The organism is Brevibacillus invocatus (assembly GCF_003710915.1).
In the GTDB taxonomy this organism is placed as follows: Bacteria; Bacillota; Bacilli; order Brevibacillales; family Brevibacillaceae; genus Brevibacillus; species Brevibacillus invocatus.
Genome location: NZ_RHHR01000010.1, coordinates 65,774 through 83,546, shown reverse-complemented (window position 1 = coordinate 83,546; position 17,773 = coordinate 65,774). Strand labels below are relative to the sequence as shown.

The following is a 17,773-nucleotide window of genomic DNA, read 5'->3' as shown; positions in this document are numbered from 1 at the left end:
GCCTTTCGCATACACGTACTCGATTATTTGGCCAAAAGCTCTCGATCGGCTGAATCAACGGAAGCTTGCTTCGCCTTCGCTGCGATGCGATCTGGACTTTTGTAATAGATCAAAATGGCTGTCACAAGCAGGGCTATGCCATTCACGATAAAGACCACGCGGATCGGAATCAGTCCGCCCATTATCCCACCTAAAATCGGGCCCATCATTGTTGCGAGCTGTGTAGAGGATTGATTCAGACTAAACGCTCTGCCGCGAAACTCCGGCTCAGTCACTTTCACAATCATCGCATTGATAGAGGGGTAGACCGCCGCGAAAAACATGCCGTAGATGAAGCGCAGAATTCCAAATCCGTACAGATCCGTAAAGAAATATTGCAACAGATTGCCGATTGCACCGCCCATGAGTCCAATGAACAGGATCTTGGAAAATCCGATTTTGGACCCTAATCTTCCCCAGCGAGGGGAGGCAAGGACGGTGGCGATCCCTACGGATGCGAAAATGATACCCGCACTGAGAGACGCTTCTTGTTCGCTGACGCCGAGTTGCAATACATAAACCGTCAACAGCGGCTCAAGCAGCATGACTGAACAGGTGACCAGCATGCTGACCCCTAAAATAGACATCAGGGAGCGATTTGCCCAAGCAGCACGCAAGTCTTCACGTACTTTCGAGCGCGGGCCGGTGCGGTTGAAATTGGTTTCTTTGACAAAGAAAGTGGCAATCAGTGCAGCAACCAGTACGACAAATCCAGAAAAGATAAAAGCTTCTCGGTTTCCCCATAGATGACTGACAAATCCTCCGACAAGTGGTCCAATAATGCTGCCCGTTGCACCAGCAGTAGCCATGACTCCAAGCGCATAGCCGACATCCTTTTCAGGCGTATTGGTACCGACAAGGGCAATTGAGGCAGGAACGTACCCAGCGAGCAGTCCTTGGAAGATGCGCAGGACAATGAACAAGTAGGGATCCGTAATGAAATAGGTCAAGAAATAAAGGAGCGCCAGGCTGAATCCGGAGCGGATCAACATGGGCTTTCGTCCGTATTTGTCTGCTAGGGATCCCCAAAAAGGCGAAATCATCGCACTAGCGAGAAAAGTAATGCCGAAGGAAATACCAGCCCAAAGCTCCAGATTTTCGTTGATACCCATCGAGGTGTGGAGAAAAATCGGTAAGAACGGGATCGAGATCGTGTACGCCGTGCTACAAAAAAAGACGCCTAGCCATAGTACAAACAAATTACGTTTCCAGGAAAAATTCATCCTTCCGTCACAACCTTTGCTGTAAAAAAGCAGGAAATACTATTGTGATCATTCTAACACTGTACGGAAAGGCTGACCAATCAAGAATAGTGATCGTACTAAAGCATAAATGAAATAAGTAAATCTATATGGCAAAAGCAAAAGGAAGACAGAAAAGACCTCCTCAGGTGCGAGGAGGTCTTGCTTTTAGTGAGCGGAAGGGACAGATATTCCGATCTGATCCACCAGTTTCTTGCTTTCTTCATTAAGCCCAGAGATGTTCACTTGTTTCCCTAGCTGTGCATATTTAGATGCTACCTTGGTAATGGCGGTTACTGCCGAATGGTCCCATACGTGAGAGCGGCTAAAATCAATGATGATCTGTTCAGGATCTTCCTGAAACTGAAATTGGTCGAAAAAATGTGTCATCGTACCGAAAAACAGCTGTCCTTTAATGACATACACTTTTTCACCCGTGTCACTGATGTACGTCGAAGCGTGCAGGCGAGCCATCCGCCATCCAAAGATAACCGCACTCAAGACCACTCCACTGATCACGCCTTTTGCGAGATCATGGGTGAGTACAACGATGACAACCGTGGTCAGCATGACAAACGAGTCCCCAACCGGTACCTTGCGCATATCCACGAGTGAGCGCCAATCAAACGTTCCGATCGATACCATGATCATAACCCCAACCAATGCTGCCATCGGAATTTGTTTGACGATATCTCCCAGTACAAGAATCAGGAAGAGTAAAAATACTCCCGCAACCAGCGTGGAAAGTCTTCCTCTACCACCTGACTTGACGTTAATCACGGATTGACCGATCATGGCACATCCCGCCATACCTCCGAAAAACCCGGTTATGACATTTGCAATCCCTTGTCCTTTGACCTCTGTATTCTTGTTGCTGTTCGTATCCGTCATTTCATCCAGGATAGAAGCAGTCATCAAGGACTCCAGAATTCCAACCAATGCCAAAGGAAAGGAGTAGGGGAGAATGATGAGCAACGTTTCCAGAGTAAGCGGTACAGCGGGCAGGTGAAACAGTGGCAGGGCGCGCGTAATCTCTCCCATATCGCCTACTGTCCGTAAATCCCATCCCGATATCATTGCGATTGCGGTCATCACGATAATAGCAAACAAAGCAGATGGGATCGCTTTGGTCAGTCGTGGAAGCAGGTAAATGATGGCCAGAGTAGCTGCCACCATGGCATACATGATCCACGATGCTCCTAGAAAATGTGGGAGCTGGGCCATAAAGATCAGGATGGCCAGGGCGTTGACAAATCCAATCACCACGGAATGGGGAACAAAGGTCATGAGCCTTCCAATTTTCAAAGCTCCAAAAACCAATTGCAAAATACCAGTCAATACGGTTGCTGCAAATAGATACTCAATCCCGTGTTCCTTTACCAGTGTGATCATCAGGAGTGCCATTGCTCCTGTAGCAGCCGAAATCATGCCTGGTCGTCCACCCACAAAGGCGATGGTCACCGCAATGCAAAAGGAAGCGTAAATACCCACCATCGGATCAACGCCGGCAATAATGGAGAAGGCGATGGCTTCCGGAATCAATGCGAGAGCAACTGTAATGCCAGCTAATACATCCCCTCTCACATTGCTGAACCATTCGCTTTTCCAGTGTTGCATATTCAATACCATAACCTCTTTCTCAGTGAAGTGTTGACTTTCCCCTTTCAGAAAAGTCGGGGCCGTTATATCCAGAGCTTGATTATAGGGAAAAAAACAAATTTTTTCTACCCGAAATTACAATTTACCTGCAATACACGTTTCAGCGGTTTTTATGGAGAAGCGGTAACTACACTTAATCGGACGCTAGACAGGCTTGCACTTCTTATTTTAAAGTAAAGGAAAGAGAAAATTGGAATTTAATAAGAGGAGGGAAGTGTTTCGTTTTGTTCAGTCCAAATGCCAACGAGCTGTTGGGTGCGCAGATTAAGGAAGAGGAATTTATACGCGCACTGGAACAACAGGAATTCTTGCTCCTCTTCCAACCTCAAATCGAATTAGTTTCAGGGGAATTGATCGGAGTTGAAGCGTTGATTCGGTGGGAACATCCTGAAAAAGGGTACTTGCTGCCGCATGCTTTTCTTCCTTTTGCAGAAGCCTGTCACGCCATTGTTCCTATGGGAGATTGGGTGTTGCGAGCGGCATGCAAGCAGAACAAGGCTTGGCAAACAGCTGGCCTACCGCCGATTGTCATGGCAGTCAATCTATCTGCCGTTCAGTTCCTGGAAACGGATATAGTACATACGGTTCAATCTGCTCTGGAAGAGAGTCAATTGGACCCGCAATATCTGGAGCTGGAAATTACGGAGAGCATGATCGTGGATGCCATGCATTCACTCGTAGTCATCCAGAAACTGAAACAACTCGGTGTAAAGATCAGTATTGATGATTATGGCACCGGTTACAGTTCGATCCGTGATCTGCAGCGGCTGCCCATCGATAAATTAAAAATGGATCAGTCATTGATCCATGAAAGCAAAACAGACGAAATCAGTATCACGAAAACGATCATTGCCATTGCCAGAAGCCTCCGCCTGCAAGTCGTTGCAGAAGGTGTGGAAACGGATGAACACATGGAGATGTTGAAAGAGAACATGTGTGATCTGGTACAAGGTTATTTGATCAGTGTTCCAGTCTCTGCAGAGGAAATGCGGCGGATCTTGGAACAGCAGCAAGTCTTGCTTCAATCCACTTGGGAAGAAGATAAGCAAAAGCAGTCTGTCATGTTTGAGGCTTTATGTCTGGCCAGACAAAAGCTGCTCCAAACCTTGCGAAAGCAACAGGGGATGACCTTTACCACGATAAAAAACGAGGATCGTTATATCATCACGCTATGCGAAGGGGAATTACTCTACAGACTTGGATTGGTTCCCGAACAAGTCGTCGGCAAAGAATTGTTTGATTTTTTATCGGCGCAGGATGCCGATCGAAAAATCAGATATATCGAAAGAGCATGGAATGGCGAGGAAAATGTCAATTATGAAGGGGCGCTAAACGGCGTACACTATCTTGCTTGTCTGCGTGCGATGTACGTGCAGGATCAGGTAAAGGAAGTGGTTGCTTACTGTGTCGATATAACAGAGCGAAAAATTGCAGAGGAGGCTTTGCGCGAGAGCGAAGCCAATTACCGGTTGATAACAGAAAACATGTCGGATTTGGTTTGCGTTCTCGATCATCAGGGTAGCATCACATACGCATCTCCAGCCGTTTTTTCCGTCCTTGGCTATAAACACGAAGAAATGAAAGAGCATCATGTTTTGGTTATGGTAGCTGCGGAGCATAAGGAAAAAATGTCCAGTATAATTGCCGAAATATTCAATCAAAAGCAAGCTCGGCATATCAAGTTTTCAAGTATACATCGAGACGGTTCCAATCTCATTCTGGAAGCGAAAGGTACACCCGTCATGAGTGAAGATGGAAACGTAGAGAAGGTCATTCTGGTTGTTCGTAATATTACGTATCAAGTACAGGTCGAGGATTTTATCCGAAAAACAGAAACGTTATCGGTGATCGGTCATCTTGCAGCCGTTCTTGCCCATGAAATCAGAAATCCTGTCACATCCATCAAAGGATTTGTTCAACTGTTAAAAGGAGAACACAGTAAACAGGAGTATTTCGATATTATGCTGGCGGAGTTTCATCAGCTTGAAAAAATTTTGCGCGAATTTATCTTTTTGACCCAGAGGCAGTCGAATCATTTTGAGGCGTCAAATATCTCACACATTCTGCTACAAGCGATCTCTGATCTTGATGAAAAGGCAAAGCAAGGACAGGTATGTATCGTGAATGAATGTACGGAACCCGTCAGTATCTGGTGTGATTCCAGCCAGATCAGGCATGTTTTCGTTACACTGATATCCAATGCGATTGATTCCATGCCGAATGGGGGCGTCGTCCGCATCATTCAACGACTGGAAGGGGATGATCAAGTTCTCATTCGTATTGTAGATCAAGGGTGCGGGATGAGTGAAGAGCGGCTCCATCGTTTGGGTGAACCCTTTTACAGCACGAAGGAAAAGGGGACAGGTCTTGGATTAATGATTAGTTACAAAATCATTGAATATCATCAAGGGGTTATCCATTTTTTCTCCAGTCCGAATCAAGGAACTACAGTAGACGTATATTTCCCCATAAATCAGGTCCGATCAAATCTATGATCGGACCTGTTGTCATTTAAGATTCCTTTTCAGCTTCAGGGAGCTGGCCAACTTCTTTTTGGATGGCATTCAAGAAGCGCACCCATGCTTCCGGCAAAGTTGGATTTTTCATGGGCTCCTCTTGAGCGTGATCGTCTTTTTCTGGTTGTTGATTCAACGGTTTCACCTACCCCCTCGTATCCATCCAATCATGCCGCAGGGTGAACAGTTCGCGAAGCTCTGTATTCGTCAGCTCCGTGATCCAGTTTTCGCTGTTGCCTACGATCTGCTGGCTTAACGATTGCTTTCGGTCAATCATTTCATCAATACGCTCTTCGATGGTTCCAAGCGATATAAATTTGTACACGTGAACATTGCGCTTCTGTCCGATGCGATGGGCTCGATCTGTGGCCTGATTTTCGACAGCCGGATTCCACCAACGATCCAAATGAATCACGTGATTGGCTTCCGTCAGGTTCAGTCCGGTACCTCCCGCGCGCAGGGAGAGGATGAAAATGGCGCCACGTTCCTGATCCGTTAGGGTTGAGTCCTGAAAAAGCTCAATCATCTCATCGCGCTTTTCCTTTTTGGTGGATCCATTTAGGAAGAAAACGGGACCGTAGCCTTCCCGGGTAAGAATACGCTGGAGCATGGATCCCATTGCAATGTACTGGGTAAAAATCAGGCAGCGTTCGCCCTTATGCCGGATGTCCCCAATCAGCTCCAACAATCGTTCCAGTTTATGGGAACGCTGAACGTCATCTGCTGTCGTGACCTCGTTTAGGATGAGCGCGGGGTGATCACAGAGCTGCTTCAGTCGTGTAAGTGTGGTCAATATGAGGCCACGACGTTCCATTGCCGTAGAGTTTTCCACACGCGCAAACATTTCCTGGATAGTTGTTTCATACAAAGCGCCTTGTTCGGCAGTTAATGGAACATATTCCTTTTGCTCATTTTTTTCAGGCAGATCTAATTGAATGGACGGATCAGTTTTGACGCGACGCAGCAAGAAGGGCTGGATCAATCGCTGTACTTGAGCAATCAATTCTTTATTTTGATCGCGTTCGATCGGTATCACGAAGCGTTGGTTAAATTCGCCCAAGCTGCCCAGATACCCAGGATTTAAAAAATCAAAGATCGACCATAATTCGGTTAGGCGGTTTTCAATAGGCGTACCAGTCAAGGCAATATGATGATGGGCACGCAGGTCGCGAACAGCGGAAGCTTGCTTTGTATAAGCATTTTTGATGTTTTGTGCCTCATCCAGACAGATGGTATTCCACTGGATGCCAGACAGCTCCTGTTCATCCAAATGAGAGAGCGCATACGAAGTGATGACCAGATCAGTCCCATCGACTGCCGGCAAAAATGCTTCCCGCTTCTTTCGATGGTTGCCATAGTGAATATACACATTCAGGGTGGGGGCAAACCGTTCCAGTTCTTTCTGCCAGTTCCCGATCACCGATGTGGGACAGATGAGTAAAGAAGGAGTCTGCGTCTCTTGATTTTCTTTTAGTTGAAGCAAATACGTGATGAATTGAACCGTTTTACCCAATCCCATATCATCGGCAAGACAGGCTCCCAGTCCAAAACGGCGCAAGAAAAGAAGCCATGAGCTACCCTCAAGCTGGTATTTTCGCAACGTTCCCCGAAACGTCGCAGGCTGAGGGGAGAGCGGGATGCTAGTCATTCCCTGGAGCTGTGTCATCAGGTCTAGCAATTGTTTGTTCAATTCCACTTCTACGGACAAGGAGTACGGTTCGTCTGTATCCAGCAAGGTATCCGCATCTTGCCCTTCCGGAGTAGCGGTCAAATGCAGCTTCATCACATCACGCAGGGATAAATGCTGTTTACCTCTGTTTTTCTTCAAGGTTTCCTGCAATTGTTGAAATAAATCAGGGGTTAATTGTACCCAGTGACCTCTGATTTTCATCAGGCGCTGCTTTTGCTTGAGCAATGACTCAAATTCATCTTCGCTTAATTCCACGGGGCCAAGGGCGAGCTTCCACTCAAAATCCATGACTTGAGAGATACCCAAAAACGACTGGCGGGAAGTACCAACTGACGAGCTTACTTTGGCCTTCAGTCGAGGTTTGATACGCCTAACCTGTTCCCACCATGCTGGGAGGAAGACGTGAATTCCTGCTTGAACCAACTGTAGACTGCTGGAGGTTAAAAAAAGCCATGCTTGCTCGTTGTTCAGTTGGGTGAGGGGAGTTGAGCCCGTTTCCCGAGCAGCATACCAGGGGAGAATCTCCTTGCACTTTTGCAAATCGTTCAAGAATCGGCTCCAATGCTCCCGCCACGCCTCTGGAATATCGGCTAGACTGCCACCTTCCACAGTGAAATAGGAGGGTTCAATCATAAATAGCTGGTCTGGCTTTTCACGATCCTGCAGGTAATATTGTAATGACCAGTCTCCAAACGTATCTTCAGCTTCTGTAATCTGCAGACAGGTACGAAAGGGAGTGAGATCGGGAAGCCAGCCGATCGACTGGAGCCACTCCTGCTCCCGCAGATGAGGGGACAGCTCCTCGCCGGTCATGGTGAGCGCAGGAAAATGAGATTGTAGCTGTTCCCATGCGCGAGCTACTTCCCCTTCACCAAACATCATTTCTTCGAGTAGTAGGGATAGCCATAGGCTGGCGTAGCTGGGCAAGGCGACGTCTTGCTCCTTCAGCTTCCAACCAGGGCGGCCTTTTCGCCATTGCAACAGATCAGGAATGATCGCTCGGTTTGCCAGACTTCGATGGATGAGTTGAGCCGTTTGGTTATATTCCTGATATGTATCGCTAAAGGAGTAAGTAACGTGGCTAAGCCACTTGGGGTTAGAAAATAAGGTGAAGGCTTCCTTCGCGCTGAGTACCAAGCCTTCATCCGTTTTTTGAATGAACGTACCGTAGTACGATTTTTCATCCCAGGCAAAAAGGATTCGTGCCAGCTCCTCAGTATCTATTGGGTGCTCATACGATTCTTTTCCGGTAATCAGGAAAGTGCCATCTGCCATCTGTTTCGCATCAAGATTGAGTGTCATCACCTTACTCATAGATTCAGATTTCCTCTCCTTAACTCCTCTTGGAAAGCTCGCAACCGATTATACTTGGTTGATAATTGATCCAGATAGCTTCCCCAATGAGCTTCTTGATTGACCTTGCTGTATATGGAACGCACCTTTTTTAGCAGCTTGATCGCCTCTTTATAGGAAGTCCTGCTCCGTTCTCCGATCAGTCGATTGATTTCCTGCAAATAAAAGGGGAACAACAGGTGAGGAGCAGCCTCTTCGACTTGTTTGATTTGCCAAGCCTGAATGTCTGTAAAGGGAACCCGATAGGAGAGCTGCAAGTCCACCCAATCTTTATATTGCTGGTTCTCGTACAGATAGCTCGCGTATTCCTGAAAACTTCCTGGTAAAAACTTCTTGAGCTTTTTCCCGCATTCTTGACCGCGTCCGAGTTGCCTCATCGCTTCTCGCCATACAGTTGTAACAAGACGATAATGCTGAGCATCTGCTTCGCCGACCAGACGTTCCAGTCGATCGATCCACGCAAGGAAACGAGGCCAGTCGTTATTGCGAGCAAATGATTTTACATACGGTAGATAAAACGTCAGACTCAAGCGTTCGTTTGGTAGCCAGATGTCCAAAGCAGCTTGATCTTCTTTCATCATCACAAGAAAATGTCCGAGAAGCATGCGGTATTTTTCCTTCTCTGCATCTGTAGTCTCAGGAAGATGGATCAGCCTATTCAGCTCATTCGCTTCTTCTGTTGTCCATTCCGGCTTTTGCAGCAGCTCCCACCAGAGCATTTGATAAGCATAACTCCAATAAAGAGAGGTAGGCTCCATGTATTTCCATGTCTGGACCAGATTCTTGGTTTCCTCCAGGTCCGTTAGATCTGTCGCAAAAAGCTGCTGAGCATCCAAATAGTAGAGAATGCCCTCTAGCTGCAACAGCAAGCGCTCAGCAGTCTGAGACAAATCGTGAAACCAGTAGGACTGGCGTTTGGTTTGGACGAACTCCTGCAATTTCAACAGATGAAAGAGCGTAGCGTGCACGGCAAAGAGCTGCGCACGATTTTCCGGCCATTTTGATGCAATTCCCAGGATGTTTTCATAGCTTGAGAGCAATTCAGAGGAAGCGCGAAAGCTTTCCATAGCAGCGAACAAGTTGCGCGTCCAGCTCTCAAAGAATGTCCACCATTGATTGACGCTTGATTCTGGCTGCAGGGGAGAATGCAAGCTTTCAGATGTTTCGCTTTGTGTTAAGTTTCGGATTCCGCTTTTAAAGGCGGGCGCAAGCATGGGCGGCGAGTATTTAGCCAGTCTGGGCTGCTGCGCACGAGTTAAATAATGACGAGGGTTATCAAAAACGCTATACATTTGAAAAAAAGTGGCAGCTATATGCTTGCAGAGTCTGGAGTAAGGACACGTGCAGGTACTTTCCTGAACCACATCGAGATGAAGGGAAACATGATAAATCTGCGTACCCTGTACATCGCTCTTTAAAAGCTTGCCATCCTCCACACGGGTGTTAAACACGACTCCATTCGAAAAATACGTATATCCTCGTTCCAGAATGTGACCTTCCATCAAATCGAGTATGTGCTCGCCTGTCTGAATGGCTTGTTCTCGTGTAAGCTCTCTTTGCAACATCTCGTCAGGTCCTCCGTACAAAGTGTCATCCCACCATTATAACCCAAAAAGGACGTCATCTGCCCAGTATCTAAGTGTATTTTTGCAATCGAAGTTCCTCCTGTTTCTGGTATTCATATGCTACAGGTAGGCTACACCACGAAAAGAGAGAAATGGAGGAGTTCGCATGGGCTATTACATCACGGTAGAGCGAGATATCAATCTTTATGTCGAGGATATCAATCCTGGGAACGGAAAACTGATCCTCTTCATACATGGATGGCCGGTTAATCATGAAATGTATGAATATCAATTTGATCAATTGCCTAAAATGGGATAACGCTGTATTGGCGTAGATTTACGCGGGTACGGGAAGTCGGATCGCCCTTGGACAGGATATACCTATGACCGTATGGCTGATGATATACGTGCTGTGATGGCGCAAGGGCTCCTCGCCTTGCGAGACGAGGATCTGCGTTCTGACTTGCCTAAAATCCATGTGCCGACTGCAATCTTTCACGGAGTTTTGGATCAGATTTGTCCGTTTAAAGAGCTTGCCCACTTTATCGGGTAGTTAGCGAAACATGGAGAGGAAAGCCAGCTTGTTATTACACGAGTTGGCTATTTTAATTGGAACAGGGGAATCATGGAAGTGCATGGAAATTATCGAGGTAAGGATGGTAAGGATGGATCATTCGGTTGCGCAGACTCCCTCTTTGCATAACGTACATAAACGAGCGCCGAAGCGAAGGATCTTGTTGAAAGCAATCACGATCATGGTCGGAGCCCTACTGGTCGCTGTCGGATTGGAAATTTTCCTTGTACCCAACAAAATCATTGATGGTGGCGTTACTGGGATTTCCATCATGCTGTCACATCTGACCGGGATGAAGCTGGGGCTGTTTTTATTTGTACTGAATCTGCCTTTTTTGATGATTGGGTACAAGCAGATCGGCAAAACCTTTGCCTTTGCTACATTGTTTGGTGTGGCAGTGATGTCAGTGGGTACAGCCTGGCTTCATGACGTCCCTGGCTTGACACATGATTTGCTCTTGTCAGCGGTTTTCGGCGGCATTACAATCGGGATCGGGGTTGGCTTGGTCATTCGAGCTGGAGGATCACTGGATGGTACGGAAATTGTAGCGATCCTCATGAACAAAAAAAGTCCATTCTCAGTAGGAGAAATGGTCATGTTTTTCAACATCTTTATACTGGGGAGTGCAGGCTTTATTTTTGGATGGAATCGGGCGATGTACTCTCTGATTGCATACCAAATTAAAAGAGATCGTGGAGGAATTGGACCCTTCTTCCTTTCTTGCGATGGGAACCATTCACGACGTCAGCGGAGGACAATTCAAGAAGAAGAATATTCATTAGGCAAGATTGATGGTCGAATAAACCATAGCTGCACGGAGTTCGTTTTTTCGGGAATAGAAAAGGAGAGGCCGCTTGAGCCTCTCCAACGCATGTCAGGAAGGGTGAATTAAAAAGCCCAATTGCCTTTGCGGAAAATGGGTTCACGTGTACCGTCCGCAAGCTCACCGTCAATATTCATTTCATTGGATCCAATCATGAAGTCCACATGCACCATGCTAGTATTTAAACCGTGTTTTTCCAGCTCCTCCTTGCTCATGGTGATGCCATCGCGCAGATTAGTAGGGTAGGCATTGCCGATCGCAAGGTGATTGGAGGCATTTTCGTCGAAAAGCGTGTTGAAAAAAATGATGTTGGATTGAGAGATCGGTGACTGATCGGGGACAAGCGCCAATTCACCCAGAAAATGAGATCCTTCGTCTGTCGCGATCAATTGTTTAAGAGTCGCCTCTCCTTTTTTGGCAACAGCTTGGACGATCTTTCCGTTTTCAAAGGTGAGCTGGAAGTCTTCGATCAGATTTCCTTGGTAGCTGAGCGGCTTTGTGCTTTGGACTACCCCATTGACACCGTCTTTTTTCGGAGCGGTAAACACCTCTTCTGTCGGCATGTTGGCCATGAAGGAAACGCCGCTTTGATTCACGCTGCCACCTCCGATCCATACGTGATTGTCTGGCAAAGCCACGGACAGATTGGTTCCAGGCGCATCGTAGAACAACGCTTTGTACTGTTTCTGGTTTAAATACTCGATCCGATGGTTCAGCTCTTTTTGGTGGTCATTCCAGGCTTGAACAGGGTCAGGAGAGTCGACACGTGTCGCTGAAAAAATCGCGTTCCATAATGCCATGACTCGTTCATCCTCCGGAAGATCGGGAAAAACCGTATTTGCCCATTCAGGAGAAGGGACAGCGATGATCGACCAGCTCACCTTATCAGATCTCGTATAACTGCGAAATGTCTCCATGGCTTTGCTAGCAGCCTTGCTTGCCTTTGCCATACGCTCCGGTGAGATGCCCTGTAAAAGATCGGGGTTCGACGAAGAAAGATAGAGAAATGCTGCTCCATTCTCAGCCATTTCCTCCCAACCCTTTGCGCGCCACAGCGGATATTCTTCAAATGCTTCTTCTGGCGCCAGTTCATATTTCAATCGGGTGATTTGATCATCTGTCCAATCGATATATACATGTTTGGCTCCAGCTTCATATGCTTTTTTGACCACGGTGCGAACAAATCCGGCAGCATGCACGGGAGCCGACACTACGAGTGTTTGCATCTTTTGGACGTGGATGCCAACCTTAACAACAAGTTCGGCATACCGATCTAGCATATCTTCAAATTTCAATGTACCTTCGCCTCCTCTTCAATGAGAACTCTTTACGCACCGGTACCCAAATTCGATCCAATTTTTTTTACTGTACTTTCTTTCGGGATCTGGTTGCGTAATTCCTGTTTTTTTCCGCTCATTTGCTCCATTTATTGTTAAATATTTTTTGACTAGAGGAAAATCAAGGAAATGATCCAATTTTTATATCGAGTGAAGACATGATTAAAGGAGGCGTGAAATGAAGAGGTTGACGCGTGATCAAGTTGCAGTGGAACAGACCTGGAATTTGGACGATTTATTTGAAAGTCAGGAAAAATGGGAGGAAGAGCTAGGAGCCATAGAAGAATTACTTCCTGCTATAGTGGCGTATAAAGGTTTGTTGCATACAGGTGCCGAAGAGCTATTGGCTTGCCTGGAAGCAGAAGAAGCACTTGGAGAACGTCTGATTCGCGTTCATACATACGCCAGCCTGCGCTTGTCAGAGGAAGGAACCAATCCAAACAACCAGTCTCGAGCAGCGCGAGTAGGGGATCTCGTTTCAAAGATCAATGCCGCGCTATCGTTCATTCGCGCGGAAATTCTTGATTTTCCAGAGGGTTTACTGGAAGTGTTCCTGGCGGAGGAATCTGGTCTTTATCCCTTCCGCAAAAAACTGCTTGATTTGTATGCTACCAAGCCACATCGGCTTTCTCCAGAAACCGAATCCGCTCTTGCATCATTAGGCGAAATATTTGCTGCACCTTATACGATTTATAATCGCGGAAAATTATCGGATATGAGCTTTGACTCAGTCGAAGACGCGGAGGGTGCAACAAAACCGGTTTCCTTTGCGTTGTTCGAGTCGGATTACGAGATGAATTCCGATCGTACATTGCGGCACGCTGCTTACGATTCTTTCACCCGTACGCTTCAATCCTATCAACATACGTTCGCTGCTGCTTATGCAACTGAAGTGAAAAAACAGACGGTGCTCTCCCGATTGCGAGGATACGAGTCGGTCACGCATATGCTGTTGGAGCCACAGCAAGTCACCTTGCAAATGTATCATAATATTTTGGATATTATCGGTACTGAGCTGGCACCACACATGCGCCGTTTTGCCAAACTCAAGGCGAGAGTACTGGGCTTGGAAAGGCTATCCTTTTGCGACCTGAAAGTTCCGCTCGATCCTGATTTCAGTCCACCAGTGACCATAGAAGAAGCAGGAAAGACCATTCTTGCTGCGCTCAGTGTGATGGGCGAGGAATATACGGAAATCATGGAGCGGGCCCTGAAGAACCGGTGGATTGACTATGTCGACAACGTGGGAAAATCCACAGGAGCCTTTTGCTCCAGTCCATACGGGATCCACTCGTTTATCCTGATTACATGGGCGGAAAACATGCGCAGTGCCTTTACGCTGGCGCATGAACTTGGACATTGCGGACATTTTATGCTGGCCAGCAAAAACCAGCGTTTTGCTAATCACCGCTCGTCTCTCTATTTCATCAAGGCACCGTCTACGCTCAACGAGCTGCTTTTGGCACAGCATATTACCGAACAGTCCGACGATCCGCGGCTGAAGCGGTGGGTAATCCTTCAGCTGATGAATACGTATTACCATAACTTCGTGACTCATTTGCTGGAAGGGCAGCTGCAAAGAAAGGTGTACGAAGCCGCGGGCGAAGATATTCCATTGACGGCCAAAAACCTGTCTGAATGGAAAGGTCAAGTATTGGCTGATTTCTGGGGAGATGCTGTCGAGCTGGACGAGGGGGCAAAGCTGACCTGGATGCGTCAGCCACATTACTACATGGGCTTGTACCCTTATACGTATGCTGCGGGGCTGACTGCCTCAACGGCTGTGGCTGCCCAGATCAAGCAGGAAGGGGAAGTCGCGGTCACCAGATGGCTGGAGGTATTAAAAGCGGGGGGCACTTTGTCGCCGCTTGAGTTGATGAAGCTGGCAGGAGTGGATATGTCACAGCCTGAGCCCATTCGTCTCGCTGTCCAGTATGTCGGACAGCTGGTAGATGATTTGGAAAACATGTTCTAACGAATAAAAGAGGGCGTCCCTGTTGTCTCAACACAACTAGGGAACGCCCTTTGCTAACCTAATATCCAACTTCTACCGAAGCAATGACGACGTAGGCCAAATCATTCTTGTCCTCTTTTTCAGCAATCACGACTCCGCTGCTGGTCAGCATTCCGCCGTCGATGACTTCAAAGGATACCTCGCCATAAGGCAGCTCGTCCCGCACGACTGCCAAATCTAGTAGATCCTTGTCAGCTGGAACTGCCAAACGAACATGTACCTTCATATTGTGAATATCGTTGTCTGGCAAGACGGAGCGAAGTCCCGGCATCGAGTTGTGATGAATGGCATTTTGTACGGCACGCACGGCAGCTTTGGTGACGTTTTGCCCATGCAAGTCGATTCCCATTCCGATTTCAATAAACATGACTTTTTCCATGGATGATCTACTCCCATCTGTTTTCGATGACAAGTTCTAGTGTAGCATGTTTAACAGGATCGGGGCGGATAAACTTCCAGCAGCAGCTCATCCTTATGTTGAAAGAATAGGCTTGCGAAAGATGAATTTGTAAATTTTTTTACTCAGATATTGTGTTCTCTCTCTCATCGTGCGATCATTACATTTTGGCACATCGCCGATGGACAATCCCCTATTGGAGGCAGGACAGCAGTGGAACGGTACCCTTTTTCGTATGACCCGACTCAATCTTTTATCTCTCAAGTAAGTGATTGGATTGCAGATGTTTTCTATGACATATTGCCCGAAGCTGGTTTTGAAATTCGGGATGAACAGATTTACATGGCGTTTCAGCTGGAACGCGCATTTGCCGAGAAGAAGACCATTTTCGCTGAAGCAGGTGTAGGGACGGGAAAAACGCTTGTTTATTTGCTGTACGCGATCTGCTATGCGCGGTATACGCGAAAACCCGCCATTATTGCCTGTGCAAATGAATCCTTGATCGAGCAATTGGTGAAGCCAGAAGGAGACATCGCCAAGCTTGCCCGTCATTTGAACCTCACCATTGACGCCCGATTGGGTAAATCACCTGACCAGTACTTGTGCTTGCAAAAATTAGAGCAAGCGAGATACAGGGAAGAGGATGGTGAGCTTTACCAGGAAATCTATCAGGAATTGCCTCCGTTTGTACATACACATGAAGCCTTGCAATCATTTTCACCGTATGGGGATCGAAGTCACTATCCTGCGCTTGACGATGCACGATGGAGCCAAGCCAACTGGGATGTTTTTCAGGATTGCTTTGCCTGTGACAAGCAGCACCGCTGTGGACAGACACTCTCTCGCGACCACTATCGCAAGGCGACAGACCTGATCATTTGCTCCCATGATTTTTATATGGAGCATGTTTGGACTTACGAAAGCCGGAAAAGGGGAGGACAGCTTCCTCTGCTTCCAAGCCATAGCTCCGTGATTTTTGACGAGGGCCATTTACTGGAGCCTGCAGCACAAAAAGCTTTGACCTATAAATGGAATCACACCATATTCGAAGAAGTGATCACTCGACTGCTCAAAGGAGAAGTCAGGGAATCGCTGGCTTTATCTGTTGAGGAAGCCATCATGCAAAGTGAAAGATTGTTCGCCTTGCTAGAGCAGGAGAGTAAGCCCGTCCCAGGCTCTGATCGACGAGAAATCGCGCTGGGCAGCGAGCTGTTATCACTGATTCATGAATTCACCCATCTGATCACGGGTATGGAAGAGGAGATGGCGCTGGAGAGTGGGCTTTATACGCTGGATGAGTTCCAGGTGGGCATAGTCAGTGAGTATCTGGAAATGATTCAACTAGCACTACGCCTGTTTCAGAATCCCACATCCGTCATCTCCTGGGTGACGGAGGACGCACATGGGACCAGTCTGGTCGTTATGCCCAAAATGGTACAGGAAGTACTGAGCGATTACGTATTTTCTCAGAAAATGCCGGTCGTTTTCTCCTCCGCAACCTTGTCGAGTGACGACTCCTTTGCTTATGTTGCAAACAGCCTGGGTGTCCGGGACTACCTTTCTTTCTCTGTCGCTTCTCCGTATGATTATGAAGAACAAATGAAGGTATTCGTCCCGAATCTGGCTATGCATGATGCCCTTCAAGAGAAAATGAGAATCACACTAGAAATGCTGGCTAAAACAAAAGGACGGGCATTGCTTCTGTTTCCGACACGAGAGGAAATGCAGCAATTCAAGCATGAATTGAAGGAGCAGGAGACGAACGGTCTGCGCTTTTTGTTTGAAGGTGATCAGGAAATTAGCCATCTGATCTCTCATTTTCAAAATGACGAGCATCTCAATTTATGTGCCGTCACATTATGGGAAGGATTGGACGTACCCGGACCGTCACTATCCCATGTACTGATCTGGTCTTTGCCATTTCCGCCGAACGATCCCGTTTTCGCGGCAAAACGAAAGGCTGCTGCAGAATCAGCTTTTGACGAAGTGGACTTGCCATACATGCTGCTGCGCTTGCGTCAAGGAATTGGACGATTGATTCGTTCACGAGATGACAGTGGCAGCGTCGCGATTTTTTGTCAAGAACTGCATGTAGATGTGGCATTAAGGCAAAAAGTGATGCAGGCATTCCCGCAGGGGGTAGAGTGGAAAACCTCTCTTCGGGACGTACTGCCAGAAGCCTGATTTTCGCAATCTATGACACTTCTGTTACGGAATGGTTGAAAAGATGAAAGTAGTGGCACACGCTTGTTATAATGAAGTGTCAGATATTAACGGATATGAATATCTTCTATAATACAGACAAGGGACGGTGTTCTTTTTGGGTAATGTCGATTTCGCCAGTTTGCCGTGGGAATTGTTCTGGATTGGTGTGGCCTACTTTATGATTACTGGTGTGCTGTTTTGTTTCAGTGTTCTGCGTTTTGCCCAACAGCGCAAGAGAAGTGGCATTGTTTTTATCGTCGCAGCAGTGATCAGTGCTGGATTGTTCTTAAATTATTTGTACGGCAATCATATTTAAATCAAGGTAAACAACTTGAACTAGCAGGATTTTGATCCTTCTTT

The 17,773-nt window shown here is 47.0% G+C and carries 12 protein-coding genes and 2 pseudogenes; 7 read left to right on the top strand and 7 right to left on the bottom strand.

Translation table 11 applies throughout. The features are described 5' to 3' along the window. Positions 1-23: 23 nt before the first annotated feature. Positions 24-1,262: an MFS transporter gene (locus EDM52_RS06400; protein WP_122908204.1), complete on the bottom strand. Its 1,239-nt coding sequence runs from the start codon at positions 1,260-1,262 to the stop codon at positions 24-26. Between the two features lie 186 nt (positions 1,263-1,448). Beyond that, positions 1,449-2,897, bottom strand: a complete 1,449-nt coding sequence (locus EDM52_RS06395; RefSeq protein ID WP_415783025.1) for a SulP family inorganic anion transporter — start codon at positions 2,895-2,897, stop codon at positions 1,449-1,451. A 266-nt stretch (positions 2,898-3,163) separates the two neighbouring features. On the opposite strand from EDM52_RS06395, the gene EDM52_RS06390 reads away from it, so the two are divergent. Further along, entirely contained in the window at positions 3,164-5,434 is a 2,271-nt protein-coding gene (locus tag EDM52_RS06390) for an EAL domain-containing protein (protein WP_122908202.1), read from the top strand. A 16-nt stretch (positions 5,435-5,450) separates the two neighbouring features. Here the strand turns inward: EDM52_RS06390 and EDM52_RS24525 are convergent, their stop codons facing one another. From EDM52_RS24525 to EDM52_RS06380, 3 genes are read right to left on the bottom strand one after another with little or no spacing between them, the layout of a single operon-like run. Beyond that, complete coding sequence (locus tag EDM52_RS24525; RefSeq protein WP_183184875.1) at positions 5,451-5,591, bottom strand: hypothetical protein; 141 nt, start codon at positions 5,589-5,591, stop codon at positions 5,451-5,453. A gap of 9 nt (positions 5,592-5,600) precedes the next feature. Further along, positions 5,601-8,459, bottom strand: coding sequence for a DEAD/DEAH box helicase (locus tag EDM52_RS06385; RefSeq protein ID WP_122908201.1), 2,859 nt, complete (start codon positions 8,457-8,459; stop codon positions 5,601-5,603). After that, positions 8,456-10,063 carry an SWIM zinc finger family protein gene (locus tag EDM52_RS06380; protein ID WP_122908200.1) on the bottom strand — a complete coding sequence of 536 codons (1,608 nt, stop codon included), beginning with the start codon at positions 10,061-10,063 and terminating at the stop codon, positions 8,456-8,458. Before EDM52_RS06380 ends, EDM52_RS06385 begins: the two co-directional genes overlap by 4 nt. Positions 10,064-10,229: 166 nt before the next feature. On the opposite strand from EDM52_RS06380, the pseudogene EDM52_RS06375 reads away from it, so the two are divergent. From EDM52_RS06375 to EDM52_RS06370, 3 genes and pseudogenes are all read left to right on the top strand, one after another. After that, positions 10,230-10,481, top strand: a pseudogene (locus tag EDM52_RS06375) (alpha/beta fold hydrolase); the annotation flags it as partial. Further along, complete coding sequence (locus tag EDM52_RS25820; RefSeq protein WP_477021204.1) at positions 10,455-10,616, top strand: hypothetical protein; 162 nt, start codon at positions 10,455-10,457, stop codon at positions 10,614-10,616. The pseudogene EDM52_RS06375 and the gene EDM52_RS25820, both read left to right, overlap by 27 nt. Before the next feature lie 112 nt (positions 10,617-10,728). Further along, positions 10,729-11,419 (top strand): annotated as a pseudogene (locus tag EDM52_RS06370) (YitT family protein). A 106-nt stretch (positions 11,420-11,525) separates the two neighbouring features. Here the strand turns inward: EDM52_RS06370 and EDM52_RS06365 are convergent. After that, positions 11,526-12,755, bottom strand: a complete 1,230-nt coding sequence (locus tag EDM52_RS06365; protein WP_122908199.1) for an aminopeptidase — start codon at positions 12,753-12,755, stop codon at positions 11,526-11,528. Between the two features lie 220 nt (positions 12,756-12,975). Between EDM52_RS06365 and pepF the strand changes: the two genes are divergently transcribed. Then, on the top strand, positions 12,976-14,772 hold the full coding sequence (gene pepF / locus EDM52_RS06360; RefSeq protein WP_122908198.1) for an oligoendopeptidase F: 1,797 nt from the start codon (positions 12,976-12,978) through the stop codon (positions 14,770-14,772). Between the two features lie 58 nt (positions 14,773-14,830). On the opposite strand, the gene EDM52_RS06355 is transcribed toward pepF, so the two are convergent. Next, complete coding sequence (locus tag EDM52_RS06355) at positions 14,831-15,190, bottom strand: Lin0512 family protein (RefSeq protein WP_122908197.1); 360 nt, start codon at positions 15,188-15,190, stop codon at positions 14,831-14,833. A 231-nt stretch (positions 15,191-15,421) separates the two neighbouring features. Here EDM52_RS06355 and EDM52_RS06350 point away from each other — a divergent pair, with 231 nt between their 5' ends. Beyond that, positions 15,422-17,392 (top strand): ATP-dependent DNA helicase, encoded by a 1,971-nt coding sequence (locus EDM52_RS06350; protein ID WP_122908196.1) that lies wholly within the window; start codon positions 15,422-15,424, stop codon positions 17,390-17,392. A gap of 160 nt (positions 17,393-17,552) precedes the next feature. Next, on the top strand, positions 17,553-17,729 hold the full coding sequence (locus tag EDM52_RS06345) for a hypothetical protein (RefSeq protein ID WP_245996607.1): 177 nt from the start codon (positions 17,553-17,555) through the stop codon (positions 17,727-17,729). The last annotated feature ends 44 nt before the right edge of the window (positions 17,730-17,773 follow it).